Raw genomic sequence first — 25757 nt, 5'->3', positions numbered from 1 at the left:
GCCGATAGCCCCGCCCTATCGAGCCCAACGACGAAATCTGCGGAGAACATGCCATGGCCCAAGCGACGCAACGCGTGCTGATCCTGGTCGCCAGCGGGCCGAGCACCCCGGCGCGCTGCGCGGCGCCCTTCCACATCGCCACCCTGCTCGCCTGCATGGACGCCGAGGTCACGCTGTTTCTCACCGGCGAAGCCACTCAACTGGCTCGCCGCGAGGTGGCCGACAGGCTGCGCGCAATCGAAGGCGGCGAGCCGCTGCGGCACTTCATCGGCCAGGCGAAAAGCGCCGGGGCGCGCCTGCTGATGTGTCGCCAGCCAGGCGTGGTGATCGTCGCGGAGGCGCTGATCGACGAACTCGACGACATCTCCAGCGGCGGCGAGCTGGCGCAGATGATCCTCGAATACGACCGGGTGCTGACCCTATGAATCTCCACGGCCTGCCCTTCCCCGACAGCCTGCTCTACGCCCCCGAACACGCGCTTTGGCTGCGCGAGGAAGCCGACGGCAGCGTGACCCTCGGCCTCACCGCCTACGGCTGCGCGCTGTACGGTGAAATCTTCGCCTTCACCCCCAAGCGCATCGGCGCACGCATCGAGGCGGGCCGCAGTTTCGGCGTGGTGGAATTCGCCAAGGCCGCCTCCTCCGCCCGCAGCCCCCTGGCCGGCGAGCTGTTGGCCGTGAACGAGGCCCTGGAAAAGCGCCCCAACCTGATCAACCGCGACCCTTACGATAGCGGCTGGATGGTGCGCCTGCAGCCAGACGACTGGCCCGAAACCCGCGAACGCTTCCTCACCGGCGAACCCGCCCTGGCCGCCATCGCCGAACGCATGCGCCTGGACAACTTCGACCCGGCACGCGGCGAGGTACAGGCGCTGCAGTGGAAGTAGGGGAGTTGGCGGAAGGCAGTGAGAGTCGAACTCACCCGGGAACGGCTGCCGTCCCCAACCGGGTTTGAAGCCCGGCCGCACCACCGGGTGCGATTGCCTTCCTCTTTGATTTACAAGGGATTTTCCTGCGTCAGCTGAGGATCAGACGCGGGAGTGTCGATGCGCTGCGACACACGCGTGGAGCCGAAGGCTAGCACGGGTGGCGGCGCGGGCGACAGGGGCGGTGGGTCAGGTCGCGGGCGTGCCTGGGTCGGTGTGCAGCAGGGCCAGCAGCGCGGCGCTGAAGTGCGGTGCGCGGTCCTTGAGGGAGAACAGCCGCGGCGAGAACAGCCAGGTATGGGTGATGCCCATTAGCGAGGAATAGAGCAGCAGGCCGAGCGAGGTCGGGTCCTGCGTGGCGGGGATCAGCCGTGCGCGTTGGGCCTGTTCGATCAGGTCGCCTAACAGGCGGGTCATCTGCCGGGTCAGCTGGCGTTCGCGCTGCAGCGTGCCGGCGAGCTGGGCGGTCAGCTCGGTCTTGTTCAGCAGGATCTCGAACGACTGCCGGTGCCAGCGGTTTTCCAGCAGCAGGCGAAACCAGTGTTCGACGAAGTGGGCGAGCGCGAGCAGCGGTTCGCCGGCCAGCGCGCGAGTGCGTTCGACCAGTTGTTCCAGCGGTTGCTGGGAGTAGGTCAGCACGGCTTCGTAGAGTTCGTCCTTGTTCTTGAAGTGCCAGTAGATGGGGCCGCGGCTGAAGCCGGCGGCTTCGGCGATCATCGCCAGGGTGGTGTTGGAGTAGCCGTTGCGGCTGAACAGCTCGAGCGCGGCTTCGATGACCTTCAGGCGAGTCTGTTCGGCGTCTTCTTTGGTGCGGCGCATGGCGATGTCGGTCGGTTGCGAGGGAAGCGATGGTAGCGCAGCCGGCCGGCTCGGGGAGCCGACCGGGTGACGCCGGGTTGCAGCGGGTGCCGGCCCCGCGCAGCCGTTTACAGCGAGCCGTCGGCGGCCATCTGCATGTAGCGGGTGTCGAAGCGCAGCTTGATGTTGCCGGTGTCGCCCAGCACCTGATCGCCGGGCATGGCGATGCCGACGAAGTCCACCGAGTCGGCGCCTTCGCCGAGCAGGCCGTGATCGAAGGAGAAGCGGCGCACGCTATCCATCGCCTGGCGGGCCTCGTCGCTGGTGATGAAGGCCAGCGAGTCGGCCGGTTTCCAGAACATCTTCATGCCCTCGAGCTGCGCCTCATAGCCGGCCTGGTCGGTGCCCGAGGCACGGCCCAGCGCGGCACGGGCCTTGGCACCTTCTTCGCTGTCGCTCTCAAGAATCGCCATCACCTCGTACCAGGCGCCGACCAGGGCCTTGCCCAGCGCCGGGTTGTCGGCCAGGGTCTGGCTGTTGACGATGGTCAGGTCCTTGATGTGGCCGGGTATCCGGCTGGAGTCGAACACCAGATGAGCGTCGGGCATGGCCTGCACCTCGGCGAGCAGCGGGTTCCAGGTCACCACGTTGCGCACATCGGGCGTGCCGAAGGCGGCGACCAGGTCGGCGTCGGAGGTGTTGACCACCTGCACGTCGCGTTCGGAGAGGCCGACGCTTTCCAGCGCGTGCGCCAGCAGGTAGTGCGAGACCGACAGCTCGACCAGGTGCACCGGCTGGCCCTTGAGCGTCTTCAGGTCGCTGCTGCCCTTCATCACCATGCCGTCGTTGCCGTTGGAGTAGTCGCCGACGATCAGCGCGGTGGTGTCGAGCCCGCCGGCGGCGGGGATCGACAGGGCATCCATGCTGGTGGCGACCACGCCGTCGAACTGGCCGGCGGTGTACTGGTTGATCGATTCGACGTAGTCGTTGACCTGGGTGATGTTCACGGTGATGCCGTACTTGTCGGCCCACTTCTTCATGATTCCCGACTCGTCGGCGTACTGCCACGGCATCCAGCCGGCGTAGATGGTCCAGGCGAGGTCGAAGCTGTCCTTCTTCTCGGCCTGTGCCAGCGGCGAGAGGCTGGCCAGTGCCAGGGCGCCGGCGCACAGCCAGCCTTTGAGCATCGTGATCTGCATGGTGTCGCTCCTTAGAAGAACTTCAGATAACGCTGGATTTCCCAGTCGGAGACGTGCGTGTGGTAGGCGCTCCACTCGTCACGCTTGAACTGCACGAAGGTTTCGAACAGGGCGTCGCCGAACACCTGCCGCGACAGCGGGTCGGCCTCGAAGGCGTCGATGGCTTCGTCGAGGGTGCGCGGCAGGGTCTCGATGCCCAGCTCGCGGACCTCCTTTTCGCTGTAGTGGTACATGTTCTCGCGGTGCGGCAGGCCAGGGTCGAGCCGCTCGCGAATGCCTTCCAGGCCTGCGGCGAGGATCATCGCGGCGCCCAGATAGGGGTTGCAGGCGATGTCCGCCGCGCGGCATTCCACCCGCCCGCCCTGCGAGGGGATGCGCAGCATGTTGGTGCGGTTGTTGTTGCCGTAGCAGCAGAACACCGGAGCCCAGGTCGAGCCGGACATGGCGCCTTTGCGCACCAGGCGCTTGTAGCTGTTGACGGTCGGCGCGATCACCGCGCAGATCGCCTTGGCATGCTTGAGCACCCCGGCGATGAAGTGATAGGCCAGCGGCGTGACGCCGCAGCCGTGCGGGTCCTCGCCTGTGACCTCGAAGAGGTTCTGACCGCTGCCGAGGTCGGCCAGCGACATGTTGTAGTGCGCGCCCGAGCCGGTGCGGTTGGCCGAGGGCTTGGGCATGAAGCTGGCGAAGGCGCCGTGCTTGCGGGCGATCTCCCCGGCCATCAAGCGGAAGAACACGAAGCGATCGGCCATGGTCAGCGCGTCGGCATACTTGAAGTCGGTCTCGAACTGTCCGTTGGCGTCCTCGTGGTCGAAGGAATAGACGCCCCAGCCCATCTCGTTCATCGCTTCGACCAGCTCGTCGATGATCGGCAGGTTGTCCATCAGCCCGCGCGGGTCGTAGCAGGGCTTGGCCGCGGTGTCGCGCGCCGACAACGGTGCGAAGCCGCCCTCGGGCGTGTCCTTGAGGAGAAAGAATTCGGTCTCGATGCCGAGGTTGAAGCGGTAGCCGAGCGCGGCGGCGGCCTCGGTCTGGCGCTTGAGGATATTGCGCGAACACGCCTCGAAGGGCTGGCCGTCGAGGTACAGGTCGCTGGCGAACCAGGCCAGCTCGCGGTTCCAGCTGCACTGGGTGGCGCTCGCCGGGTCGGGCATGGCGGCGACCTCGTTGTCGCTGATGTCCTGCGGCACACCGTCGAGTGCAGCCCCGGTGTAGAGCTCCGACCCCTTGAGCATCTGCCCCAGGTGCGGCAGGGGCACGAACTTGCCCTTGATGACGCCGTGGATATCCACGTAGCTGGCCATGGCGTACTTCACGCCCTTGGCCTGCAGCTGCTGTTTGAGTTCGTCGACGATCGATTGCGGGAAGGTGGTCATGTGGCGCTCCTAGCTGAATTCGGGCCAGCCTCTCGGCCGTGGCACGAATCCTTCATCCAATATACATGCCAGCGTGTATAGAAAAGGCAGAGCGGCGGCGCAGCAGCGCTGTACGCAGACCCGGACGGAGATGGCCAAATGATTGAAATACATAAAGAAAAACACTTCCTGGAACTCGGCGAACTGGCCCTGGAAAGCGGCGCGACCCTGCGACAGGCGCGGCTCTGCTATCAACTAGTCGGCCAGCCGAACGCCGCGCGGGACAACCTGGTGCTGGTCCCGAGCTACTACGGTGGAACACATTGGGGCAGCCTGCCCCTGATCGGTGCAGGCAGTCCGCTGGCCGATGGCGAGCACTGCGTGGTGCTGACCAACCTGTTCGGCGCCGGCTGGTCCAGCTCGCCGAGCCAGGCACATGCCACGCAGCGTGGCGCCGACTTCCCGCGCATCGGCCTGCTGGACAACGTGCGGGCCCAGAAGCAGCTGCTCGATGCGCTGTTCGGCGCGGACTGGACGCTGCGCCTGGTCACCGGTTGGTCGATGGGCGGCATGCAGGCCCTGTACTGGGCGATGGCCTACCCCGAGCGGGTGCGCGCGATCCTGCCGTTCTGCTGCACGGCGCGCTGCTGGCCGCACAACCGGGTGTTTCTCGACGGCGTGAAGGCGGCGCTGTGCGCCGATGCCGCCTGGCACGACGGCCGCTACCAGGCGCCGCCGCAGCGCGGGCTGCGCGCCTTTGGCCGGGTCTACGCCGGCTGGGCCTATTCACAGGCGTTCTACCGCCGCGAAGGCTGGCGCGAGCTTGGCTTCGATTCGCTCGAAGCACTGCTCGCCTGGTGGGAAGCCGATCACCTGGCGCAGGACGCCAACGACCTGCTCTGCGTGCTCGATACCTGGCAAAGCGCGGACCCGGCCCGCGACTTTGCCGTCGCGAGCCTCGCCGAGGCGCTCGGCCGGGTCCGCGCGCGCACGCTACTGATGCCGGGTAGCAGCGACCTGTATTTCACCGCAGACGACGCCCGCCATGAGGCCGGGCTGATCCCCGGCGCCGAGCTGCGCGTACTGGAGTCGGACTGGGGCCACTGCGCCGGCGGCCCGGGGCGCAACCCGGCGGCGATGGCCCAGGTGTTCGCCGGCATGGCCGAGCTGCTGCGCTGAGCCGGCCGGCGCGGCGGGTCTAGTGGGCCACGGCGGTGAGCCGGGCCAGCTGCTCGAGGTCGGTCTGCATGCCGGAGGTTTCGCGGATGCGCCCGAGAATCTCGCGCTTGAGCTCGGTGAAGGCCGGCGCGAGCTTCATGTCCTGGTCGCGCACCGCCGGCAGCGGCACCTCGTAGATCGAGTCGATGCGCCCCGGGCGCGGCGCCATCAGCACCACACGCGTGCCGAGGTAGATCGCCTCCTCGACATCGTGGGTGACGAACAGGATGGTGGTCTTTTCCAGCTTGTGGACATGCCGGATGAGGTCGTGCATCACCTCGCGGGTCTGCGCATCGAGCGCGCCGAAGGGTTCGTCCATCAGCAAGGTGGCCGGCTTGGGCATCAGCGCGCGGGCGATGGCGACACGCTGCTGCATGCCGCCGGAGAGCTGGCTGGGGTAGGCGTCGGCAAAGCTGGTCAGGCCCATCAGCGCGAGCAGCGCGTCGGCGCGGCCGCTGGCGGTCTCGATGTCGGCATCGCCGCGCACCTGGTCGGCGATGACCTTCAGCTGCCGGCAGAACTTGATGTTCTTCATCACCGTCAGCCAGGGGTAGAGGCTGTAGTGCTGAAAGACCATCGCCCGGTCCACGCCCGGGCCGTCCACCGGCCGGCCGTCGAGCAGGATCTGCCCGCGGCTCTGTGCCTCCAGCCCGGCGACGATGCGCAGCAGCGTGGACTTGCCGCAGCCCGAGGCGCCGACAAAGGTGATGAACTCGTTGGGCTGCACGTCGAGGCTGACCGACTGCAGCGCCTCGACCTCGCGGCCCTCGCTGACAAAGGTCTTGCCGACCTGGCGGATGGCGATCTTCGGTGGGGTCATGCTTGTTTCCTCCAGGGAAAGGCGCGGCGCGACAGCCAGCGGAAGGCCTGGTCGGTGAGCAAGCCGATCAGGCCGATCAACAGGATCCCGGCGAAGATCTTGTCGGTGTGCATGTAGCGCTGCGCCTTGAGAATCGCGTAACCCAGGCCCGAGTTGGCGGCCACCAGCTCGGCCACCACCAGGTAGGTCCAGGCCCAGCCGCAGGTGACGCGCAGGGTATCGAGCAGCGCCGGGCGCGCCGACGGCAGGATCACCAGCTTGACGATCTCGGCGCGGGTCGCGCCCATCGTCTGCGCCGCCTCGATCTGCGCCATCGGCACCCGGCGCACGTCCTCGGCGACCATCAGCACCATCTGGAAAAAGGTGCCGATGAAGATGATGAGCACCTTCGAACCCTCGTCGATGCCGACCCAGAGCATCACCAGCGGGATGAAGGCCACCGCCGGCATGTAGCGGATGAAGTCGGTCAGCGGCTCGAGCAGCGCCTGCACCGGGCGGTAGGTGCCGATGTACAGCCCCAGCGGCAGGGCCACCAGCGCCGAGGCGGCAAACCCGGCCATGACGCGCCAGACACTGATGCCGATATCGCCGAGCAGGCCCTCCTCGCGCCACCAGCGCAGGATGCGCTCGAACACCGCACCGGGGCTCGGCATGAACAGCGGATCGGCCAGGCCGAGCGCGGTCCAGGCCCACCAGAGCAGGAAGGGCGTGGCCAGGCCGGTCGCCGCCAGCGCCCAGACCGTACGGCGCGGCAGCTCGCCGCGCAGCGTCCACAGACGTGCGCGGCGCGGCGTCGGCGCGGTGGCCGTCGCCGCCGGCGGGTCGCACGGCGCAGGGCTTGATGCCAGGTCCGGATGAGTCAGGCTGAGTTGCGCAGTCATGGGTGGTTCTCCTGCGAAGCGGGCAAAGGGGGCGGCGCCAGCGCGACCCAGCCACCGGCCGGGCAGTGCTGGCCCAGCGCGAGCAGGGCCGAGGCCGGCAGCGCGGCGGCCGACACGTAGGGGCAGTCGGCCGGCAGCAGCGCCTGGCCGGCTCGCCCCGGCAGCGTCGAATGGCTGATGCGCCAGGGCGTGGCGCCGCCGCGCTGGCGACCGAACGAGAGCTCGAAGCCGAGCAATGCCGGACGTTGCGCCGGACCGACCTCGGCCAATCGCTGGCGCAGGCTGCCGCCGTCGGGCAGCGCGCAGGCCCGCTCGGCGGCAAACAGGAAGTAGTCGCCAGCGACCAGCAGGCAGCCCTGCCGCCCGCCCGTCGCGGCCTGCAGCCAGAGGCCCCAGTTGTGCCCGCGGGACTCCGGCAGCCGCTGCCAGACTTCGTGATAGCTACCGTCGAGCCCGTCCTCGAGCAGGCGCTCGGGCTGCTCGAAGCGCATGCGACCGATGTCCGCCGGCCCGCCGCCGGGCTGGAAGTCGATCAGCCGGTGCCACTGGCAGCGGTCGCCGCGCACCTCGGTGAGCCCGGCAAAGCCGGCCTGGTCGGCCAGCTCCAGCTGTTCGGCATGGCTGGCGGTTTCCAGCGAGGCGGCGCGCACCCCCGGCTGCGGCAGGCGCAGGTCGGCATGCAGGCAAGCGGTCTGCAACCAGAACACTTCGCTGGTCTCGTCGCGCAGCCCCGCGCGGGTGGTCAGCAGGCGACGCTGCCAGACACCCAGATAGGCCTCGGGCACGGCACCGGCGGGCCCGGGCGACGCCGGGGTCGCCACGTTGTGGATGGCGGCGCTCATGCGGCACCTCGCAACCATTCGAGCAGCGCCGTGCTGTCGGCGACCCGGCCGAAGATGCCGCCCTCGACCTCGATCATCGCCAGGGCGGCGCGATGCAGCGTCGGCTCGGTACTGGCGCAGGCGTCGCTGATGGTCAGGCAGTCGAAGCCCAGGTCGATGGCCTGGCGCAGTGTCGAGGCCACGCAGACTTCGGTGGTCACGCCCGTGAGGATCAGCGTCTCGATGCCACGCTTGCGCAGCAGCAGGTCGAGATCGGTATGGGCGAAGGCGCTGTAGCCGGGCTTGTCGATCACCGGCTCGCCGGCCAGCGGCTGCAGTTCGTCGACCAGGTCATGGCCGTATTCGCCGCGCACCAGCAGCCGGCCGAGCGGGCCGGGCGAGCCGATCGGCGCGCCGGTGGCCTCGGCGCGGTGGCGCTTGGCCGCCGGCAGGTCGGTCAGGTCCGGGCGATGGCCTTCGCGGGTATGCACCACCAGCAACCCGAGCGCCCGCGCGTGCGCCAACAGGCGGGCGATCACCGGGATCGGCGCGCGCAGGCGGTCGATGTTCAGCCCTGCCTGGTCGGCATAGCCGCCGGGGGCGCAGAAGTCGCGCTGCATGTCGATGACCAGCAGCGCCGTGCGGCGTAGATCGAGCATCACGGCTGCTCCAGCTGGAATTCGTGGCACACCGCCGCGGCGATGCCCGCGACGATGTCGGCGGCCATGCGCTCGCCCTTGGCGGCGCTCGAGCCCCGGGCCGAGGACAGCACGCCGGAGGGTGGCACCCAGGCGGTGCGTGTCGGATACATGTCGTACGGCGGGAAGTCGGCCGGGCCGTCGTCCGGAATCTTCTCCAGCGCCACCAGCTGCGGGTGGAAGTGCAGCATCAGCGAGGTCTCGATCACCGCCGCGTGCTCCAGGGCAAAGCCGGGAAAGCCGTCGGGAAAGATCTCGCCCAGCGTCTGTTCGCGGCAGAAATCCCAGTGTTCCAGGCGCATCACCTCGAGCCCGGCGCCCGGGCCGAGATCGCGCAGCGCCAGCTGGATGCCTTCGGCGACGAACCAGGTGTTCTCGTAATGGCCGAGCACCAGCACCAGCCGCCGCACGCCGTGCCGGTGAAACTCGCGCACCGCATCGCGAACCAGCGCGCTGAGGGTGGCGCCGTCGAGGCTGGTGGTGCCGCAGAAGTGCTGCCCGCCGCCGCACCTGGGCTGCGACTTGTAGCCGTAGGAAAGCGCCGGCGCGACCAGCCCACCGACGCGCGCGGCCACCTCGGCGCTGATCGCGCTCGCCAGCAGCGCATCGGTGCCCAGCGGCAGGTGCGGGCCGTGCTGCTCGGTGGCGCCGCAGGGCAGGAACAGCACGGCGCCGTCGCGCACGCGGCGCTCGTAGTCGACCCAGCTCAGTTGATCCATATGGACGGGGTTCATGTCAGCGGACTCCTTGCAACGGGTAGTGCCGGCCGCTCGGGCCAGCCGGCGATCAGGGCAGCAGCGGTCACCAGCGCGGCGCCGAACCATTCGTGAGTGGCGATGCCCTGCTGGCCGAGCCAGGCCGCCGAGAGCACCGCGGCGATCAACTCGAACACCACCAGCAGCGCGGCGCGCCCGGCTTCCAGATGGGTCAGCCCGTACTGCACGGCGGACATGCTGAGGATCCAGCCAAGGGCGAGCAGGCCGACCTGCCAGGCGAGGGTGAAGTCGACCGCCGGCAGGGCCTGTTCGCCGAACAGGCAGAACAGCGCACCGAGCAGCGCACTGCCGACGAAGCTGACCAGCGCCTTGCTCGCCAGCGGCACCCGATCGGCGGCGCGGGTCGCCAGGTTGTTGAGGCTGAAGGCCAGCCCGGCCGAGAGAGCCAGCCAGTCGTTCGGCTGCAGCGGGCGCAGCGTTTCGCGGCTCACCCCCAGGGTGACGGCGATCCCCAGCAGGGCCAGGCCCAGGGCGAACACCCGCGCCAGGCTCAGGCGCTCGCCAAGCAGCAGCCAGCCGCCGAGCATCGCCCACACCGGCGCCAGGTAGAACAGCAGCATCACCCGCACCACATGCCCCTCGCCCAGTGCCGTGATCAGCGCCGCCGTTGCCCAGCCGCCGCACAGGCCGATGACGAGCAGCTGCCGAGGCTGCGTGGCCCAGCGCCGGCGCTGCCGCCAGAGCACCGGCAGGGCCAGCAGGCTGAGCAGCGCGTAGGTCAGCAGCACCAGTGGCATGCCGGCCAGGCCGCGCGCGGCGAAATACTGCAGCGGCAACCAGCCCAGCCCCCACATGACCGCGCCACCGATCAGCATCGCCTGGGGCAGCAACCGGCTCATGCGCCCATCCAGGAGCCACCGTTGGGCCCGAGCGTCTGTCCGGTGAAATAGCTCGCCTGCGGTGACAGCAGGAAGACGATCGCCGCGGCCACCTCCTCCGGCGTGCCCAGGCGCGCCATGGGAATGGCCAGCTCCTTGGCCATCCATTCGTCGCTCATGTGCTCCGCGCTGACCATCGCCGTGGCGATCGGCCCGGGGGCGACCGCGTTGACACGGATGCCGTCGGCGGCGAACTCGCGCGCCAGCGAGCGGGTGAGCCCCAGCACCCCGGCCTTGGCCGTGCAGTAGGCGGCGTAGTGCTCGCGCCCGAGAAAAGCGAGGTCCGAGGCGACGTTGACGATGGCCCCGCGACGGCGCTCGCGCATGCCGGGCAGCGCATGCCGGCAGCAGCGATAGACCGCGGTCAGGTCGACGCCGAGCACCCGCGCCCAGTCGTCCTCGTCGGTGTCGAGAAAGGCTTTCTCGAGGATCACCCCGGCGTTGTTCACCAGCAGGTCCAGCGGCCCTTCGGCGGCGATCGTCTCGAACAGGGCGGCAACCGCCTGTGGGTCGCTGACATCGGCCTCGACCGGGCGTATGCCGTGGGCCTGCAGCTCGCCGGCCGCGCTGTGCTGGCCGAGATGGTTGGCCCATACCGTTGCGCCGGCCGCCGCCAGGGCCAGCGCGGTGGCGCGCCCGATGCCGGTCGCCGCGCCGGTGACCAGGGCCATCTGGCCGCTGAGCTGGAGGTTCATCAGTGCATCACCTCGCCGTGGCTGACCGACAGCGCCTGCCCGGTCAGGGCAGCGGCCAGCGGCGAGCCGAGAAACAGAAAGGTCCCGGCCAGATCGGCCGGTCGCAGCAGTTCGGGGATCGCCTGAGCGGCCAGGATCACCTGCAGTTCGGCGGCCTCGCTGCGGCCGTGCTCGGCGGCCATGCTGCGCAGCGAACGCATCGCCGCCTCGGTAGCGATCCAGCCGGGGCATACGGCGTTGACGCGAATGCGCCGCGCGCCGAGTTCCCAGGCCAACGCCCGGGTCAGGCCGATCACCGCGTGCTTGCTGGCGACATAGGCGGAAAAGCCCGGCACGCCCTTCAGCCCCCAGATCGACGCCTGGTTGATCACGCTGGCGCCAGCGGCCAGGCGCGGCAGCAAGGCTCGGGTCAGGCGCTGCATGGAGGCCACGTTGTTGTCCAGCAGCTCGGCCCAGCGGCGGTCGGCCTGTGCGCTCGCCTCGCCCAGCGGGGTCGGATATTCCATGCCGGCGTTGTTGATCAGCACATCGACCGTCAGCTCCTGCGCCGCCAGGTCGTCGGCGTAGGCCTGCACGGCGGCCAGATCGCCCAGGTCGAGCACCACGGCGCGCGCCTGGACGCCCTCCGGCAGGGTGGCGCAGAGGCGGTCGAGCGCGGCGCCGTCACGATCGATCAGTTCCAGCCGCGCGCCGGCCTCGGCGAAAGCCTGCGCCAGGCCCTGGCCGATGCCACCGGCCGCGCCGGTCAGCACCAGCGTGCGACCGCGGTAATCGAGCGCATTCATCTCACACCGCCGTCAGAAAGGAGACGCCCACGGCGCCGTAGAAACCCTCGGCCTTGCCGGGGCCTTCGCCGACCACACCGTAGTCATCGCTGAGCACGCGCTTGAGGCGGTAGCGGTGAAACGGCCCGAGCAGCTGGCGCATCGGGATGACCTGGGCATAAGCGCTGCCGTAGAGCTCCTCGTGCAGCCGCGGCAGGCGGTACCAGGGCGCCACCGGCTTTTCGTGATGGGCGTTGTGGTAGCTGAAGTTGAGCAGCAGCAGATTCAGCGCCGGCCAGCGCAGCGAGACGACGTTGCTGAAGGTGTTCTGCTGTTCGTAGCGGCGGTCGCGCGGCTTGTCGTCGGGCACGGCGCCCTCCTCCAGCACGGCGAAGGCATCGTAGGTGTGCTGGTAGGCATCGGCGAAGCGCAGCACGCTGAGCATGATCAGCCAGGCGAGCAGGTACAGCGCGAGCGCCTTCAACGAGACCAGCCCCATGACGGTGAACAGCAGGCCGCGCACCGCCAGGGTCAGCGCCACCTGCCGACGACGGGCGCGATGCTTGTCGTTGCCGGTGATGAACGGCAAGACGATGACGTAGCCGTGCATGATCAGCTCGACCGCCGGGATGTAGGCCCATTCCAGCGCCAGCACCAGGCGCCGGACCCAGCCCGGGCAGGCCAGCAGGAAGGCCTTGCTGTCGAAGGTGATGACGTCGGCGCGGTCGACGTGGTGGCGCATGTGTTTCTTGCGCAGGTCCTGGAACTCGGCGTAGCAGCTGCCGGCCATCCAGCTGCACAGGTTGCCGGCCCAGACGTTGTGGCGCGGCACGCTGAAGATGGTGCCGTGGGCGAACTCGTGGATCAGGTAGGCGGCGATGATCATCGCGTGCGCCAGCAGCAGGGTGCCGAGCGCGTTCAGCCAGGCACTCCCGGCGAACAACAGGGCGATGCCGCCGACATAGCCGAACAGCGTGTAGCCGATGGCCAGGGTATTGGGCAGCCGGCCGTCGGCGTAGCGGAACAGCGACTTGGGCTTGGCGGTAGTGGTCATGACGGGCTCCGCAGGGGCCGACCGCAGCCGGCCCGGTCAGGGTTCACTGGACGAGCGCTTCGACGAAGCGGGCGTCGTAGGTCTGGGTGAAATCCGGAATGGTCGGGATCTGGCCGTTGGCCTTCAGCAGCTTGGCGATGATCGCGCCGCTGCCGTGGAACGAGCTGGTGGCCTGCGAGGGTGCGAAGCTGGCCGGCATTTCCTCGAGGCTGAGGTTGTGCGCGCCGGCCATCTGCGCCTGCGCTTCGGCGGCGCTGACGCCAAGCACCTGGCCAATGATCTGCGCCGATTCCTCGGGGTGCTCGCGCATGTAGGCCAGGCCGTCGAGGTAGCCCTCGATCAGCGCCTTTATGGCCTCCGGCTTCTTGGCGATCATCGCCTCGTCGAACACCAGCACGTCGGTGATGAGGCCGGGGGCGTCCTTCGACGAGAACACCACCTTGAACTTGCTACCGTCGCCCATGCCGAGGATCTGCGACACGTTCGGCTCGTAGGTCACGCCTACCGGCAGGCTGCCCGAGGCCATGGCGCCGGGAATGCCCTCCGGGGTCATGTTCACCGGGACGATGTCCTTGTCGCTCATGCCGTTCTGCTGCAGCGCGTAGGCCAGCAGGAACTCCGAGGGCGACAGCGGGTTGAAGCCGACCTTCCTGCCCTTGAAATCGGCGACCGAGCCGACCGAGGCCTCGGCGACGATGGCATCGCCGCCGTTGGAGAAGTCGATGGGCATCACCACGCGGTGCTTGAGCCCCTTGGCGACCGAGGCGACCACCTGGTCGTAGGTCAGCATGCCGCCGTCGAGGGCGCGGCTGGCCAGCGCCGTGGGAATCAGCGCCGGATCGTTGAAGAACTGCAGTTCGACGTCCAGGCCATGCGGCTCGAACAGGCCCTTCTTGTCGGCGACGTAGAACGGCCCGTAGCCGGCCCAGACCACGGTGCCGATCTTCATCGATTCGGCCGCCTGGCCGGCCAGTGGGGCAAGCAGGGTGCTGGCGGCCAGGGTGGCGCCGAGCAGGGCCTTGCGCAACGAGCGAAACGCGGAAGCTGACATGGACGTGACTCCTCACGGTGGAATGACAGGCACGGGATGACATCGCGTCTCCCGGGCTTTTATCCCGCCGTGTAGCCCGCATCCTTCGGGCCGGAGAACTCTCGGACCAGCGCCTGCGTCCTGCAGACCGGAACCCTAGTTCGCCTGGGTGTTGCTCCAGTGTGTGCCGTTACAAGCGGCGCGAGCGCGCGACTCATCCCGTTCACAGGGGACAGAGCAGCTTGCGTGCCATGTGCCCTGAAACGAGAGAAAGCCGCGGATATTCAAGAGGTTGCCGGCCGAAGCCGGCACGTCGACAGCTGGCCAGCGCTGCCGGGCGACGCCCCAATGGGGAGCCCGGCAGGAAAAAATGCCCCGTTTCGGCCGGCCTGCGGGGCCGATGCGCCGTCAGGCCGGTACCGGCACGTCCTCGCCGAGCAGCCCTTCGTGCTTGAGCGCCTGCCAGAACTCGGCCGGCACGCGAGCCTGGTAGTAGCCCATGTACTGCGCCGGGCGCGCCGGGTTGGCGGTACCCGGAATGGTCGAGAGCACCGCCGGGTGCGCGAGGCAGAAGTGGATCGCCGCCGCGCGCAGGTCGACGCCGAAGCGCTGCGCGACCTGGTCCAGGCGCGCCTTGCGGTCGCGGATCTCGTCCGGGATGCGGTCGTACTCGAAGTGATCGCCGCCGGCCAGCACGCCGGAGTTGAACGGCCCGCCGACCACGATGCCGACACCACGCTCAAGGCAGCGCGGAAACAGGGTCTCCAGCGCCTCGCGGTGATCGAGCAGCGAATAGCGCCCGGCCAGCAGGAAGACGTCGGGGTCGGCCTGCTCCAGCGCCATGCGGCAGGGTTCGACGAGGTTCACGCCCAGGCCCCAGCCGCGGATCAGGCCCTGCTCGCGCATCTCGGTCAGGGCCTTGGCGGCGCCGCTCATCGCCTGCTGGAAGTAGTCGCGCCACTGCGGGCCCCACTGGTCTTCCGAGACGTCGTGGATGAACACCACGTCCAGCCGATCGACGCCCAGGCGTTCCAGGCTGTCTTCGATGGAGCGGCGCGCACCGTCGGCCGAATAGTCCGGCACCCGCTTGTTGGGCAGCTCATCGACGAACGGTTTGGCGTTCTCCGGCGCGCTGGCCGGCTGCAGCAGCCGGCCGACCTTGGTGCTGAGCACGAACTCGTCACGCGGCTTGCCTGACAGCAGGCGGCCGAAGCGCTGTTCGGCCAGCCCGGCGCCGTAGTGCGGCGACACGTCGTAATAGCGAAAGCCGGCATCCCACGCGGCCTGCAGCGTGGCATCGGCGGTGGCCTCGCTGAGCGGGTGGAACATGTTGCCCAGCGGCGCGCCGCCGAGCCCGATCCGGGGCAGAGAAATTCGCATGCAAGCCTCCTCGCGAACGTCGAGCCGACAGGATGTCGGCCGCTTTCTCATCGGAGAAGCGCAGGCGCAGGGATGTTCCGGCGAGGCGACGGGAGCGATCACCCATCCGAGCGGGTGAACGATGACAAGGGGTGCCGAGTCGGAACAGATAGACCCCCTGCACAGGAGAGCCACCATGTTGAAGTTCCTCAGCAGCACCATCGGCATCATCTTTCTGATCGGCCTGATCGTGGTCATCGGCCTGTTCGCGCTGGTCTTCTGACGCGCCTGCAGTTGCCCCCTGGGTCGTGGACAGCGCGTCGATCGGCCCAGGGGAACGCGCTCCCCGCCCCCGCCCTCCCGTGACTCGACCGATGCATTGGCCGCTGGCCCTGCTGCTGTCACTGCTCACCCTTTTTCAGACATTTCCCGCCGCCGCTCAGGTGGACGATGGCCTGGCGACGGTGCGGCTCGACGGCCGCGCGCTGTTTCGCCTTGGCGGAACCGAAGACCTGGAGGCGCGCCTGCGGGCCCGGCAGATCGAGCGGCAACTGCTGACCGTGCTGGAAACGCCGCAGGGCATCAGCAGAGCGCGCATCGCTGCGGCCGGGGAAAACGCCGCGTCGCGCCAGATCACCATGGCCGGTCGCGTGCTGATGCAGGTCACCAGGGAAGACGCCGAAGCCAACGGCATGGCGCTGGACGCGCAGGCGCGCGAGTGGGCGTCGATTCTCGAAACTGCTCTGGCGCAGGCCAGCACACGACGCACATCCGAGCGGGCACGCTTCGTGACCGACGTGCGCGCCAGTGTCGATACCGCCTTCGCCAGATTGCTCGAAGCGGCCATCAGCATCGTGCCGCGCGCCTTGGCGGCATTGCTGGTAATCGGCGTGTTCTGGGCGTTGGCCGCAGGCGTGCGCGCAGTGGTCCGGATGATTTCCCGCCGCTTGATTCACGATCGGACGGTGGAGAATCTGATCAAGCAGGTCAGCTACTACACCGTCTGGCTGCTGGGCCTGATCGTCGCTGCCACCGCCTTTGGCCTCGAACCCGGCGCCCTGGCCACCGGGCTTGGGCTGACCAGCCTGGCATTGGGCTTCGCCCTGAAGGACATCCTGTCCAACTTCGTCAGCGGCTTGCTGATCCTCACCCTGCGGCCCTTCCAGCTCGGCGACCAGATCGTCATTGGCGAGACCGAAGGCACCGTCGAACGCATCGAACTGCGCGCCACGCAGATTCGCACCTACGATGGCCGCCGGGTACTGGTGCCGAATGCCGACACCTTCACTTCACGGGTCACCAACAACACCGCTGCGCCCGTGCGTCGTGGCCAGGTGGTCTGCTACCTCGGCTACGACGTCGAGCTGCAGAAGGTGCTGCGTGTACTCGAGGAGGCCACCCTGCGTGCCGAAGGCGTCATCGCCGAACCGCAGCCCTCGGTGGCTATCCGCGAAATGGGCCAGAGTGAACTCGCCTTCCAGGTGCAGTTCTGGTGCGACTCGCGCAGATCGGACTTCATGCTCACCGCGTCCCGGGTCAGGGCGAACCTGATCGACGCTTTGCGCGCTGCGGGAATCGCGCTGCCAGGCCCGGCTGTCCATCAGGTGGTGCTGCGAGAGGCCGGGCCAGCGCCGGACCAGGCCTTGCCGAGGCGCCGCCGCAGCGACGAAAACTAGCGTGAGACCGGACGCGGCCGGTTCCGACCTGGCCGCCTGAGCGGTTCGCCCCTAGAGCCGCCGGCACCATCGAAGGCTGCGCGGGGCGCATCCGAACCGCATGCCGGTCGACAGTCCCGCGCCTGCACCTCGCGCCCCTCACTGCTCCTGTGTGAGCGGGGCGCGGGTGAGGTCTCTGGCTGTCTCAACCCCGCTGCGCCAGCCACGCCCGCCAGCCGCCGAAGCGGGTGATGTCCTCGGCGCCCTCCAGGCCGTAGCCCTCGCAGATAAAGCCGGTCTCCCAGCGCCCGTCGGCCAGCTCGACCTTGCCCAGGCCGAGCGGCGCCGGGATGCCGGTGAGGAACGAGCCCAGCTCGGCGCTGGGGATTTCCCAGACTTCCACGCCGATCGCCGCACCGCCTTCGCTGACCCGGACCATGCCCGGGCGCAATACCGGCCCGCCGGCCAGGGCATAGAGCCTGTAGGCCGGGGCGCTTTCGGTCGCCTGCAGCAGCCGGCCGCCGCGCTGGCGCAGCTGCCAGTTGAGCGGCAGGCCGTCCAGGTGCGCACCGCAGACCACCACCTTCGCCCGGTCGTTGCGCGCCGGGTTCTGCGGCGCGGGGGCGCTGATCGCGTTGCCGCCGACCAGCGTCAGGCCTGTCTGGCGCTGCAGCGCGGCGGCCAGGCTCAGGAGGTACTGGTCGGTGAACACCCGGCCGAACAGCGTCACGCCCCAGGGCAGGCCGTTAGCCATGACGCCGGCCGGCACGGCGACGGCGGCGTAGTCGAGCATGTTCATGAAGTTGGTGTAGTAGCCCAGGTCCGAATTGCGCTTGACCGGCTCGGCGTGCAGCTCGGCCAGGGTCACCGGGCGCGGGTAGGCGGGCGTCAGCACGCAGTCGACCTCGGCCATGATCCGGTCGCAGATCGCCTTGAGCTGCTGCAGGCGGTATTGCGCCTGGAACAGCTGCACGGCGGTGGTGCCCGGGGCCTTTTCCAGTACCGCCCTGATGACCGGCAGCACGGCATCGGGCTGCTGCTCGATCAGCGCGCCGGCCACGCTGTAGCGCTCGGCGACCCAGGGGCCTTCGTAGAGCAGGCGCGCTGCTTCGAGGAACGGCGCGAAGTCGATCTCCACCGGCTCGCCGCCGATGGATTGGAGATGCTCAATGGTGGCGGCGAACAGCGCCGGGCTTTCCGGGCAGCCGAGAAACTCGGGGTTTTTCGGCACCCCGAAGCGGAAGGTTTTCACCTGGCCGAACGCCGAGCCGTCGTTCCACAGCGGGTTGGCGCGGCTGTACTCGTCGCGGGGGTCGAGCCTGGCGGTGAGCGCCAGCAGCCGGCTGGCTTCGGCCGCCGTCGCGGTGAAAAAGGTCACGCAGTCCAGTGTGCGGCAGGCGGGGACGACGCCGGCGGTGGAGATCAGGCCCTTGCTGGCTTTCAATCCCACCAGATTGTTCAGCGCCGCCGGCACCCGGCCGGAGCCGGCGGTGTCGGTGCCGAGGGCGAAGCTTGCCAGCCCCAGCGCGACGGCCAGCGCCGAACCGGCGCTGGAGCCGCCGGAGGGGTAGTCCGGGTGTACCGAGTTGCGGCATTCGCCGTAGGGCGAGCGGGTGCCGTTGAGGCCGGTGGCGAACTGGTCGAGGTTGGTCTTGCCCAGCGGCACCGCGCCGAGGGCGATCAGCTGCTCGACGATCGTCGCGCTGGTGTCGGAGGTGTAGGCGAAGGCCGGGCAGGCAGCGGTGGTGGGGACGCCGGCCAGGTCGATGTTGTCCTTGATGGCGAAGGGGATGCCGTAGAGCGGCAGCTCGGCGGGCGTCTTGCCGTCGAGCGCGGCCAGGTAGGGTTCGAGCTCGGCGGCGCTCAACAGGTGGATGAAGGCGTTGAATTCGTCGTTCAGGTCGGCCGCCTGGTCGCGCAGAGCGAGGATCAGCTGGCGCGGCGTGGTGGCGCCCGCTTCATAGGCCGTGCGTAGCGTGTCGAGGCGCAGGTCGAATGTGTCGTCGTTCATGCTCGGTTCCTTCGTAGGGTGGAAAACGGCGAAGCCTTTTCCACGCGTGTCGTTCCGGCCGGTCCGGTGGGTTCGTTGCCGGCCCGCTGGGCCGGTTGGTGGATCGGTGAAGCGCGATCCACCCTACGTTGCTTCGACCCCGGTTGTTCCGGCTGGCGTAGGGTGGAAAACGGCGAAGCCTTTTCCACGCGCGTTGTTCGGGTCGGTCCGGCGGGCCCAAGTTCGTTGCCGGCCCGCTGGGCCGGTTGGTGGATCGATAAAGCGCGATCCACCCTACGGTTGCTTCGGGTGCCGAGGGGCCTCACACCTCCTCGATCACCACCACCCGCTGCCCGGCGCGGACCGGCGACCCGGGTTGGGCGCGGACTTCCCTGACCACGCCGGCGACCGGCGCGGTGAGCGGAATTTCCATCTTCATGCTCTCGAGGATCACCAGCACGTCGCCGGCCTCGACCCGCGCGCCCTCGGCCACCGAGACCTGCCAGAGGTTGCCGGCGATATGGCTGTCGATGCCGTGCTGGCCGGCGCCCAGCGGGGTGTCTTCACCGAGGTCGGGCGCCACTTCCTCGCTCTCGAAATGCGCCTGCCCCGATTCGATCCAGCGCTGGCGCTCGGCGTCGAAGGCGGCGCGCTGCTGTTGGCGGAAGGCGTCGATGCCCTCGGCTTCGCGGTCGAGAAACGCCTGGTAATCGGACAGGCGCAGCTCGGTCTCCTCGATCTTCAACGGGTAGCGGCCCAGCGGGAAGTCGCGGCGGATCCTCAACAGCTCCTCCGCCGAGACCGGGTAGAAGCGGATCTGGTCGAAGAAGCGCAGCAACCAAGGTTGGCCGCCGAACGCCTCGACCGCGCGGTAGCGGTTCCACATCTGCAGGGTGCGGCCGACGAACTGGTAGCCGCCCGGGCCCTCCATGCCGTAGATGCACATATAGGCGCCGCCGATGCCCACCGAGTTTTCCGCGGTCCAGGTGCGCGCCGGGTTGTACTTGGTGGTGACCAGACGGTGGCGCGGGTCCAGCGGGGTGGCCACCGGCGCGCCGAGGTAGACGTCGCCCAGGCCCATCACCAGGTAGCTGGCGTCGAACACGGTCTGGAACACCGCCTCGAGATTCGGCAGGTCGTTGATGCGGCGGATGAACTCCAGGTTGCTCGGGCACCAGGGGGCGTCCTTGCGTACCGTGGTCATGTATTTCTCGATGGCCAACTGGCAGGCCGGGTCGTCCCAGGACAGCGGCAGGTGGACGATGCGCGACGGCACCTTCAGATCCTGCGCGGCGCAGACCGCGTCCCACAGGCCAGCGACGATCGCCAGCAGATCCTCCAGCGACAGGGTTTCCGGCTGGTAATGCACCTGCAGGGAGCGGATGCCGGGGGTGAGGTCAACGACGCCGTCGAGCGCCTTGGCTTCGAGCGCCTGCATCAGCGCATGCCCACGGAAGCGCAGCACCAGGTCCAGCTCCGGCTGGCCGATTTCCAGCAGCAGGTGGGTGTCGCCGGAGAGGCGCGCGACCAGGCGGGTGTCGTCCTGGCCGAGGTCGAGGACGATGGGGGAGGTGAACGACGAGCTCATGGTCGTAGGAGCGAGCTTGCTCGCGAAGGATCCAGCTCCGAGCGTGTCAGGTTCGCGAGCAAGCTCGCTCCTACCAAAAGCAGGATCGGTGCATTCCTCGGCCAATTCCCTTGCCAGCTCCCGCGCCGTGGCCACATCCACCGGCACGAAGCGCACCTTGTCGCCGGCCTTGAGCTGGCCGAGCTGCCACAGGTCGGCCTCGATGACCGTGACCGGGCAGACGAAGCCGCCCAGGCTCGGGCCGTCCGGGCCGAGGATCACCGGCATGTCGCCGGTGAAGTCCACCGCGCCGATGGCGTAGGGATTGTCGTGGATGTTCGACGGATGCAGGCCGGCCTCGCCGCCGCTCTCGCGGACCCACTCGGGTTTGGGGCCGATCAGGCGCACGCCGGTGCGGCTGGAGTTGAAGTGCACTTCCCAATCGGTGGCGAAGAAACGCGCGATGTAGCCTTCGGTGAAGTACTCCGGCGCGCCGTGGGGGCCGTAGATCACGCGAATCTCACGGACGGCAGGCAGCTCGCGGCACAGCTCGGCGGCCAGCGTGGCGCCCGCCGACGCATCGGTCAGCGGTGCCAGATGCAGCACATCCCCGGCACGCAGGGCGCGGCCGGCATGCCCGCCGAACTGGCCGAGGGTGAAGGTGCTCTTGCTGCCCAGGTAGTCCGGCACCTGCAGCCCGCCGCGCACGGCCAGATAGGCCCTTGCACCGGCGCCGAAGAGGGTGCCGATGGCCAGGGTGCTGCCGGCCGGGACGAACAGCGCGGTGTTCATTGGTTGCGGCGCATCGTCGAGCTTCACCGGGATCTCGGCGCCAGTCACTGCCACCACCGCATCGGTGTTGAAGCGCAGGATCGGCCCGCTCATGGTGATCTCCAGCCCGGCGGCATCGGCCGGGTTGCCCAGCAGCGCATTGCCCAGGCGCAGCGCGCGGCTGTCCATCGGGCCCGACGGCGGCACGCCCACAGCCCAGTAGCCGAGGCGGCCGGGGAAGTCCTGCACGGTGGTCTGGGTGCCGGCAGTGATCACCTCGACGGTGGTCGCGCGGTAGGCGAGGCCTTCCAGGCAGCGGGTCCAGGCGTTGCCGCTGGCGAAGGGCGCGTCGGCGAGAATCTGCCGCAGGTAATCGCGGTTGGTCTCCACGCCGTAAAGGGTGGTGCCACCGAGCGCGGCGTCCAGCGCGATGCGGGCTTCTTCGCGGCTCGGCGCCCAGCTGATGAGCTTGGCGATCATCGGGTCGAAATAGGGCGGGATCTCGCAGCCGGCCTCGACCCAGGTGTCGATGCGCAGGGCCTGGCCGTCCGCCGACGGGAAGTCCACGGCGGTGAGCAGGCCCGGGCTCGGCTGGAAGTCGCGGCCCGGGTCCTCGGCGTACAGGCGCGCCTGGATGGCGTGGCCGCTCGGCTTGAGACTATTCACCAGCTCGGCCAGCGGCGGCAGCTCGCCGGCGGCCAGTTCGATCATCCAGCGCACCAGGTCGACGCCCCAGACCTGCTCGGTGACGCCGTGCTCCACCTGCAGGCGGGTGTTCACCTCGAGGAAGTAGAAGCGCTGGGCTTCGGCGTCGTAGACGAACTCGACGGTGCCGGCGCTGCGGTAGCTGACCGCCTTGGCCAGGGTGATCGCCGCCGCGCAGAGTTCCTCGGCCATGCCGGCCGGCAGGTCTGGCGCCGGGGTTTCCTCCAGCACCTTCTGGTTGCGCCGCTGCACCGAGCAGTCGCGCACGCCGAGGGCAATCACCTCACCCTGGCCGTCGCCGAACACCTGCACCTCCAGGTGGCGGGCGCGCTCGATGTATTTCTCGATGAACACGCCCGAATCGCTGAAGTTGTTCTGCCCCAGGCGCTTGACCGCCTCGAAGGCCTCGGACAGCTCCCCGGCATTGCGGCATACGCGCATGCCGATGCCGCCGCCGCCGGCGGTGCTTTTCAGCATCACCGGGTAGCCCACCTGCTCGGCTGCGCCGAGGGCATCGGCGAGGCTGTCGAGCAGCTCGGTGCCTTCCAGCATCGGTACGCCGTGCTGCTTGGCCAGGGCGCGGGCGGTGTGCTTGAGGCCGAACACCCGCAGTTGCTCGGGCGTCGGGCCGACGAAGGCGATCCCGGCGGCTTCGCAGGCTTCAGCAAAGGCGGCGTTCTCGGAGAGAAAGCCATAGCCGGGGTGGATCGCCTTGGCGCCGGTCTGCCGGGTAATGCCGAGGATCTTATCCACCACCAGGTAGGTGCTGGCGGCCGGGCCGTCGCCCAGGCTGTGGGCTTCGTCGGCCTGCTGCAGGTGCAGGCTGGCGGCGTCGGCCTCGGAGTAGACGGCCACGCCTTTCACGTCCAGGGCACGCAGCGTACGCAGGATGCGGCAGGCGATGGCCCCGCGGTTGGCGATCAGGAGTTTGTCGAACATTCATTAACCCTCGGAGGGCTGGGCGGGCCGTCCCGCCTTTATTCGTTCAGTACCCCCGGCCGTCCGGAGGTTGAAATGCGCATTTGGGGCCGCGCGGCGATCCGCTTTAGCGCACCAGCGCGCGCTTGCATGGCCTGCGGTGGGCTGAAGCCCACCGCGCATACAGCCCGGCACGCGCCTGCAGCAGCGGCAGCAGGTAGCGGCGAAGCAGCGGCATCAGGCCCATACCAGCACCTCGGCGGGGGTCGGGTTCCAGCCGTTGCAGGGGTTGTTCAGCTGCGGGCAGTTGGAGATCAGCACGATCACGTCCTGCTCGGCCCTCAGCTCCACGTACTTGCCGGGCGCGGAGATGCCGTCGGCAAAGGTCAGGCCGCCTTCGGGCGTGACCGGCACGTTCATGAAGAAGTTGATGTTGGCGCCGATGTCGCGCTTGGTCAGGCGCCCGTCATGGAGGCTGGCGCGCAGGAAGTTGTCGCGACAGCTGTGCATGTAGCGCTTGTCCAGGGCGTAGCGCACCACGTTGCTCTCCTGCGCGCAGGCCCCGCCGAGGGTGTCGTGGCGGCCGCAGGTGTCGGCGACGATGGTCAGCAGCGGGTTGCCCAGGTTCGAATAGAGCACTGTGCCGGTGGTCAGGTACACGCGGTTCTGCCGGCGCAGGGTGCGCTGCGGGTCGTAGCGCTCGCGCGGGTTCCTGGCGCTGAAGAACAGGGTGTCCACGGCCTGGTTGCCTTCGAGATCGAGCAGGCGCAGGGTCTGCCCGGCCTCTACTTCGAACAGGTACGGCTCGCCGGCCGGGATCACGTGGCGGAAGGCGGCGGTTTCGGGGTGCAGGCTGCTTTCGGTAAGCGTCATGGTTAGTCTCCTTCAGGCTGCTGCGCCCGCAGCCCGGCAGTACAGGATGTGCTGCCCGCGAATCGCGTGCGATTCGGCGGGAGCCTGTCGCGGACACGTGCCGCGACAGGCGTCGCATGAGCGGTTCAGGGACGAACCGCTCATGCCAGATAAAGCCGTTCGGTGTTATGGAAGGCACGGCCGTTTTCCGGGCGCGAGGTGCGGCAGAGCACGCTGATGCCGTCGCTCGCCACCTGGTGCCAGGTGAGCTGGACCGGCTTGGGCGCGTACACCGGGTTCGGGTCCATCGGGTGCTGCAGGGCGGTGAGGATCACCAGGGTGTCCATCGGCGCGTACAGCTCGACGTAGTCGCCGGCCTGGCTGTTGCCCGGCTGGAAGGCGAAGGCGCCGTCGGCGGTGACGTCCACCCGGCTGAACAGGTTGAGCACCATCAACAGGTCCTGCAGGTTGAGGTCCCACTTGCCCATCTCGACGAGCAGGTTGTCCACGCCGTTGCGAAAGAAGGCATTGCGCAGTTCCTGGTAACGCCCTTCGCCGTACTTCTCGGCGACTTCCTCGGCGTTGAGCACGCCGCCAAAGCTGTCGTGCCAGCCGCAGGTATCGGCCGTGATGGCGGCCAGTACCCGCCCCATGTCCGAGTACAGGCAGTGGCCGGCGGTCAGTTTGGCGGTGTGCTGGCCCTTGAGGGTGTCCGGCAGGTTGAGGCGTTCGCTCTTCTCATGGGCGTTGAGCAGCATGACGCTGACGTTGGCACCGCCTTCGAGGTCGGTCAGGCGCAAGAGCTGGCCGCGCTTGAGCACGAAGGAGGTATGGCCGCCGCCGGGGACGGTTTCTTCGTAGAGGGTCGGGCGCAGGGTCGGCTCGGTGTTCATCGGTTACCTCGGGTTTTGCAGACGGCGCCGGGCGCCGTGGAAAAGGGGCGGGTTCAGAGCTTGCCGTCGGCGGCCATCTGCACGTAACTCGGGTCGAAGCGCAGCATGACGTTGCCTTCGTCGCCGATCACGGTATTGCCGGGAAACTGCATGCCGATCACCTCGGGGCTGGCGGCGCCTTCGCCGAGGATGCCGTGGTCGAAGCTGAACTGCGCGACCCTGGCCATGGTGTCGGGCAGCGCCGGGTCGGTGACGAAGGCCAGCGCGTCCGCGGGCGTGTAGAAGAGCTCGGTGGCGGCGAGCTGGGCCTTGTAGCCCTCGAGATCGGTGCCGGAGGCCTTGGCCATCTCGGTCAGCGCGGCGGTGGACTCGGGGGTGCCGGCCTGCATCAGCGCCATGGTTTCGAACCAGGCACCGACCAGCGCCTTGCCGAAGTCCGGGTTGTCCGCCAGCGTCTCGGTGTTCACCACCATCATGTCAAGGATTTCGCCGGGGATCTTCGAGGAGTCGTAGACCAGGCTCACGTCAGGCTGGGCGGCGATCTCGGCGAGCATCGGGTTCCAGGTGGCCACCGCCTGCACATCCGGGGTGGCGAAGGCGGCGATCATGTCGGCGTCGGAGGTGTTCACCACCTTCAGGTCGCGCTCGCTCATGCCGGCCGATTCCAGCGCGCGGGCGAGGAAGTAGTGGGACACCGACAGCTCGACGAGGTTGATCGGCCGGCCCTTGAGGTCGGCCAGGGTCTTGCCCTCGCCCTTGATCACCAGGCCGTCGTTGCCGTTGGAGTAGTCGCCGACGATCAGCGCGGTGGAATCGACCCCACCTGCGGCCGGGATGGTCAGCGCGTCCATGTTGGTCATGCCGCAGCCATCGAACTCACCGGCGGTGTACTGGTTGATCGACTCGACGTAGTCGTTGAGCTGCACCACGTCGATCTCGATGCCGTATTTGTCGGCCCATTTGTCGATGATGCCGGAGGAGGAGGCGTAGCCCCAGGGCATCCAGCCGGCGTAGATGGTCCAGCAGACGCTGAACTGGTCCTTCTTTTCGGCGTGGGCGTTGACGCTGAGGGCAGCGGCGAGGGCGGCGGCGGCGAGGGAGAACAGACGGCGCTTTTGCATGGAAATCTCCGTTA

The 25757-nt window shown here is 68.7% G+C and carries 24 protein-coding genes, 1 tRNA gene and 1 riboswitch; of the genes, 5 read left to right on the top strand and 20 right to left on the bottom strand.

Annotated elements, in window-relative coordinates; translation table 11 throughout:
- Positions 1-53: 53 nt before the first annotated feature.
- A complete protein-coding gene (locus tag CL52_RS00715) occupies positions 54-425 on the top strand; it encodes a DsrE family protein (RefSeq protein ID WP_041109055.1) in 372 nt (123 codons plus the stop codon).
- A complete protein-coding gene (locus tag CL52_RS00710) occupies positions 422-886 on the top strand; it encodes a glycine cleavage system protein H (protein ID WP_043217833.1) in 465 nt (154 codons plus the stop codon). Before CL52_RS00715 ends, CL52_RS00710 begins: the two co-directional genes overlap by 4 nt.
- Before the next feature lie 6 nt (positions 887-892).
- Here the strand turns inward: CL52_RS00710 and CL52_RS00705 are convergent.
- The 4 genes from CL52_RS00705 to glnT form a co-directional block, all read right to left on the bottom strand.
- Positions 893-988: transfer RNA gene (locus tag CL52_RS00705), tRNA-Sec, on the bottom strand.
- A 126-nt stretch (positions 989-1114) separates the two neighbouring features.
- Positions 1115-1744: a TetR family transcriptional regulator gene (locus CL52_RS00700; RefSeq protein ID WP_043217831.1), complete on the bottom strand. Its 630-nt coding sequence runs from the start codon at positions 1742-1744 to the stop codon at positions 1115-1117.
- A 107-nt stretch (positions 1745-1851) separates the two neighbouring features.
- On the bottom strand, positions 1852-2922 hold the full coding sequence (locus CL52_RS00695; RefSeq protein ID WP_043217829.1) for a putative urea ABC transporter substrate-binding protein: 1071 nt from the start codon (positions 2920-2922) through the stop codon (positions 1852-1854).
- Positions 2923-2933: 11 nt separating this feature from the next.
- Entirely contained in the window at positions 2934-4298 is a 1365-nt protein-coding gene (glnT, locus tag CL52_RS00690) for a type III glutamate--ammonia ligase (RefSeq protein WP_043217828.1), read from the bottom strand.
- Positions 4299-4436: 138 nt separating this feature from the next.
- On the opposite strand from glnT, the gene CL52_RS00685 reads away from it, so the two are divergent.
- Positions 4437-5456: an alpha/beta fold hydrolase gene (locus tag CL52_RS00685; protein ID WP_043217826.1), complete on the top strand. Its 1020-nt coding sequence runs from the start codon at positions 4437-4439 to the stop codon at positions 5454-5456.
- Between the two features lie 19 nt (positions 5457-5475).
- On the opposite strand, the gene CL52_RS00680 is transcribed toward CL52_RS00685, so the two are convergent.
- The 11 genes from CL52_RS00680 to CL52_RS00630 form a co-directional block, all read right to left on the bottom strand.
- Positions 5476-6315 carry an ABC transporter ATP-binding protein gene (locus CL52_RS00680; RefSeq protein WP_043217823.1) on the bottom strand — a complete coding sequence of 280 codons (840 nt, stop codon included), beginning with the start codon at positions 6313-6315 and terminating at the stop codon, positions 5476-5478.
- Entirely contained in the window at positions 6312-7196 is an 885-nt protein-coding gene (locus CL52_RS00675; protein ID WP_043217822.1) for an ABC transporter permease, read from the bottom strand. Before CL52_RS00675 ends, CL52_RS00680 begins: the two co-directional genes overlap by 4 nt.
- The gene (locus tag CL52_RS00670) at positions 7193-8038 is read right to left on the bottom strand and encodes a hypothetical protein (RefSeq protein ID WP_052264499.1); all 846 of its coding nucleotides are present in this window, start codon (positions 8036-8038) and stop codon (positions 7193-7195) included. Before CL52_RS00670 ends, CL52_RS00675 begins: the two co-directional genes overlap by 4 nt.
- Complete coding sequence (locus tag CL52_RS00665; RefSeq protein ID WP_041109071.1) at positions 8035-8676, bottom strand: cysteine hydrolase family protein; 642 nt, start codon at positions 8674-8676, stop codon at positions 8035-8037. The genes CL52_RS00670 and CL52_RS00665 overlap by 4 nt, the downstream gene beginning before the upstream one ends.
- Positions 8676-9449, bottom strand: coding sequence for a creatininase (locus CL52_RS00660; protein WP_043217820.1), 774 nt, complete (start codon positions 9447-9449; stop codon positions 8676-8678). Before CL52_RS00660 ends, CL52_RS00665 begins: the two co-directional genes overlap by 1 nt.
- On the bottom strand, positions 9446-10330 hold the full coding sequence (locus CL52_RS00655; protein WP_043217818.1) for a DMT family transporter: 885 nt from the start codon (positions 10328-10330) through the stop codon (positions 9446-9448). Before CL52_RS00655 ends, CL52_RS00660 begins: the two co-directional genes overlap by 4 nt.
- Positions 10327-11064, bottom strand: a complete 738-nt coding sequence (locus CL52_RS00650; protein WP_043217816.1) for an SDR family NAD(P)-dependent oxidoreductase — start codon at positions 11062-11064, stop codon at positions 10327-10329. The genes CL52_RS00655 and CL52_RS00650 overlap by 4 nt, the downstream gene beginning before the upstream one ends.
- Positions 11064-11849: an SDR family NAD(P)-dependent oxidoreductase gene (locus CL52_RS00645; RefSeq protein ID WP_043217814.1), complete on the bottom strand. Its 786-nt coding sequence runs from the start codon at positions 11847-11849 to the stop codon at positions 11064-11066. Before CL52_RS00645 ends, CL52_RS00650 begins: the two co-directional genes overlap by 1 nt.
- Before the next feature lies 1 nt (position 11850).
- On the bottom strand, positions 11851-12882 hold the full coding sequence (locus CL52_RS00640; protein WP_041109080.1) for a fatty acid desaturase family protein: 1032 nt from the start codon (positions 12880-12882) through the stop codon (positions 11851-11853).
- 43 nt (positions 12883-12925) lie between these two features.
- Positions 12926-13933: an ABC transporter substrate-binding protein gene (locus CL52_RS00635; RefSeq protein ID WP_043217812.1), complete on the bottom strand. Its 1008-nt coding sequence runs from the start codon at positions 13931-13933 to the stop codon at positions 12926-12928.
- Positions 13934-13979: 46 nt separating this feature from the next.
- Positions 13980-14083, bottom strand: a riboswitch (guanidine-I (ykkC/yxkD leader).
- Between the two features lie 237 nt (positions 14084-14320).
- A complete protein-coding gene (locus tag CL52_RS00630) occupies positions 14321-15292 on the bottom strand; it encodes an aldo/keto reductase (protein ID WP_041109084.1) in 972 nt (323 codons plus the stop codon).
- Between the two features lie 121 nt (positions 15293-15413).
- Between CL52_RS00630 and CL52_RS21220 the strand changes: the two genes are divergently transcribed.
- Positions 15414-15554: a small membrane protein YohP gene (locus CL52_RS21220; RefSeq protein WP_158485392.1), complete on the top strand. Its 141-nt coding sequence runs from the start codon at positions 15414-15416 to the stop codon at positions 15552-15554.
- Positions 15555-15645: 91 nt separating this feature from the next.
- A complete protein-coding gene (locus CL52_RS00625) occupies positions 15646-16947 on the top strand; it encodes a mechanosensitive ion channel family protein (RefSeq protein WP_043217811.1) in 1302 nt (433 codons plus the stop codon).
- A gap of 184 nt (positions 16948-17131) precedes the next feature.
- Here CL52_RS00625 and atzF read toward each other — a convergent pair whose 3' ends face one another.
- The 5 genes from atzF to CL52_RS00600 all read right to left on the bottom strand — a co-directional run bounded on the left by atzF (position 17132) and on the right by CL52_RS00600 (position 25743).
- Entirely contained in the window at positions 17132-18937 is a 1806-nt protein-coding gene (gene atzF, locus CL52_RS00620) for an allophanate hydrolase (RefSeq protein ID WP_043217810.1), read from the bottom strand.
- 301 nt (positions 18938-19238) lie between these two features.
- Entirely contained in the window at positions 19239-22898 is a 3660-nt protein-coding gene (gene uca / locus CL52_RS00615) for an urea carboxylase (protein WP_043217809.1), read from the bottom strand.
- Positions 22899-23114: 216 nt separating this feature from the next.
- Positions 23115-23750 carry an urea amidolyase associated protein UAAP2 gene (locus CL52_RS00610; protein WP_041109091.1) on the bottom strand — a complete coding sequence of 212 codons (636 nt, stop codon included), beginning with the start codon at positions 23748-23750 and terminating at the stop codon, positions 23115-23117.
- A 140-nt stretch (positions 23751-23890) separates the two neighbouring features.
- Positions 23891-24622, bottom strand: coding sequence for an urea amidolyase associated protein UAAP1 (locus CL52_RS00605; RefSeq protein WP_043217808.1), 732 nt, complete (start codon positions 24620-24622; stop codon positions 23891-23893).
- A 53-nt stretch (positions 24623-24675) separates the two neighbouring features.
- Positions 24676-25743: a putative urea ABC transporter substrate-binding protein gene (locus CL52_RS00600; RefSeq protein ID WP_043217807.1), complete on the bottom strand. Its 1068-nt coding sequence runs from the start codon at positions 25741-25743 to the stop codon at positions 24676-24678.
- Positions 25744-25757 lie beyond the last annotated feature (14 nt).

Origin of the sequence: Stutzerimonas balearica DSM 6083 (assembly GCF_000818015.1) — a bacterium.
In the GTDB taxonomy this organism is placed as follows: Bacteria; Pseudomonadota; Gammaproteobacteria; order Pseudomonadales; family Pseudomonadaceae; genus Stutzerimonas; species Stutzerimonas balearica.
Note: the sequence above shows the minus strand (reverse complement) of the source record. Positions and strands in the feature narration are given on the sequence as shown.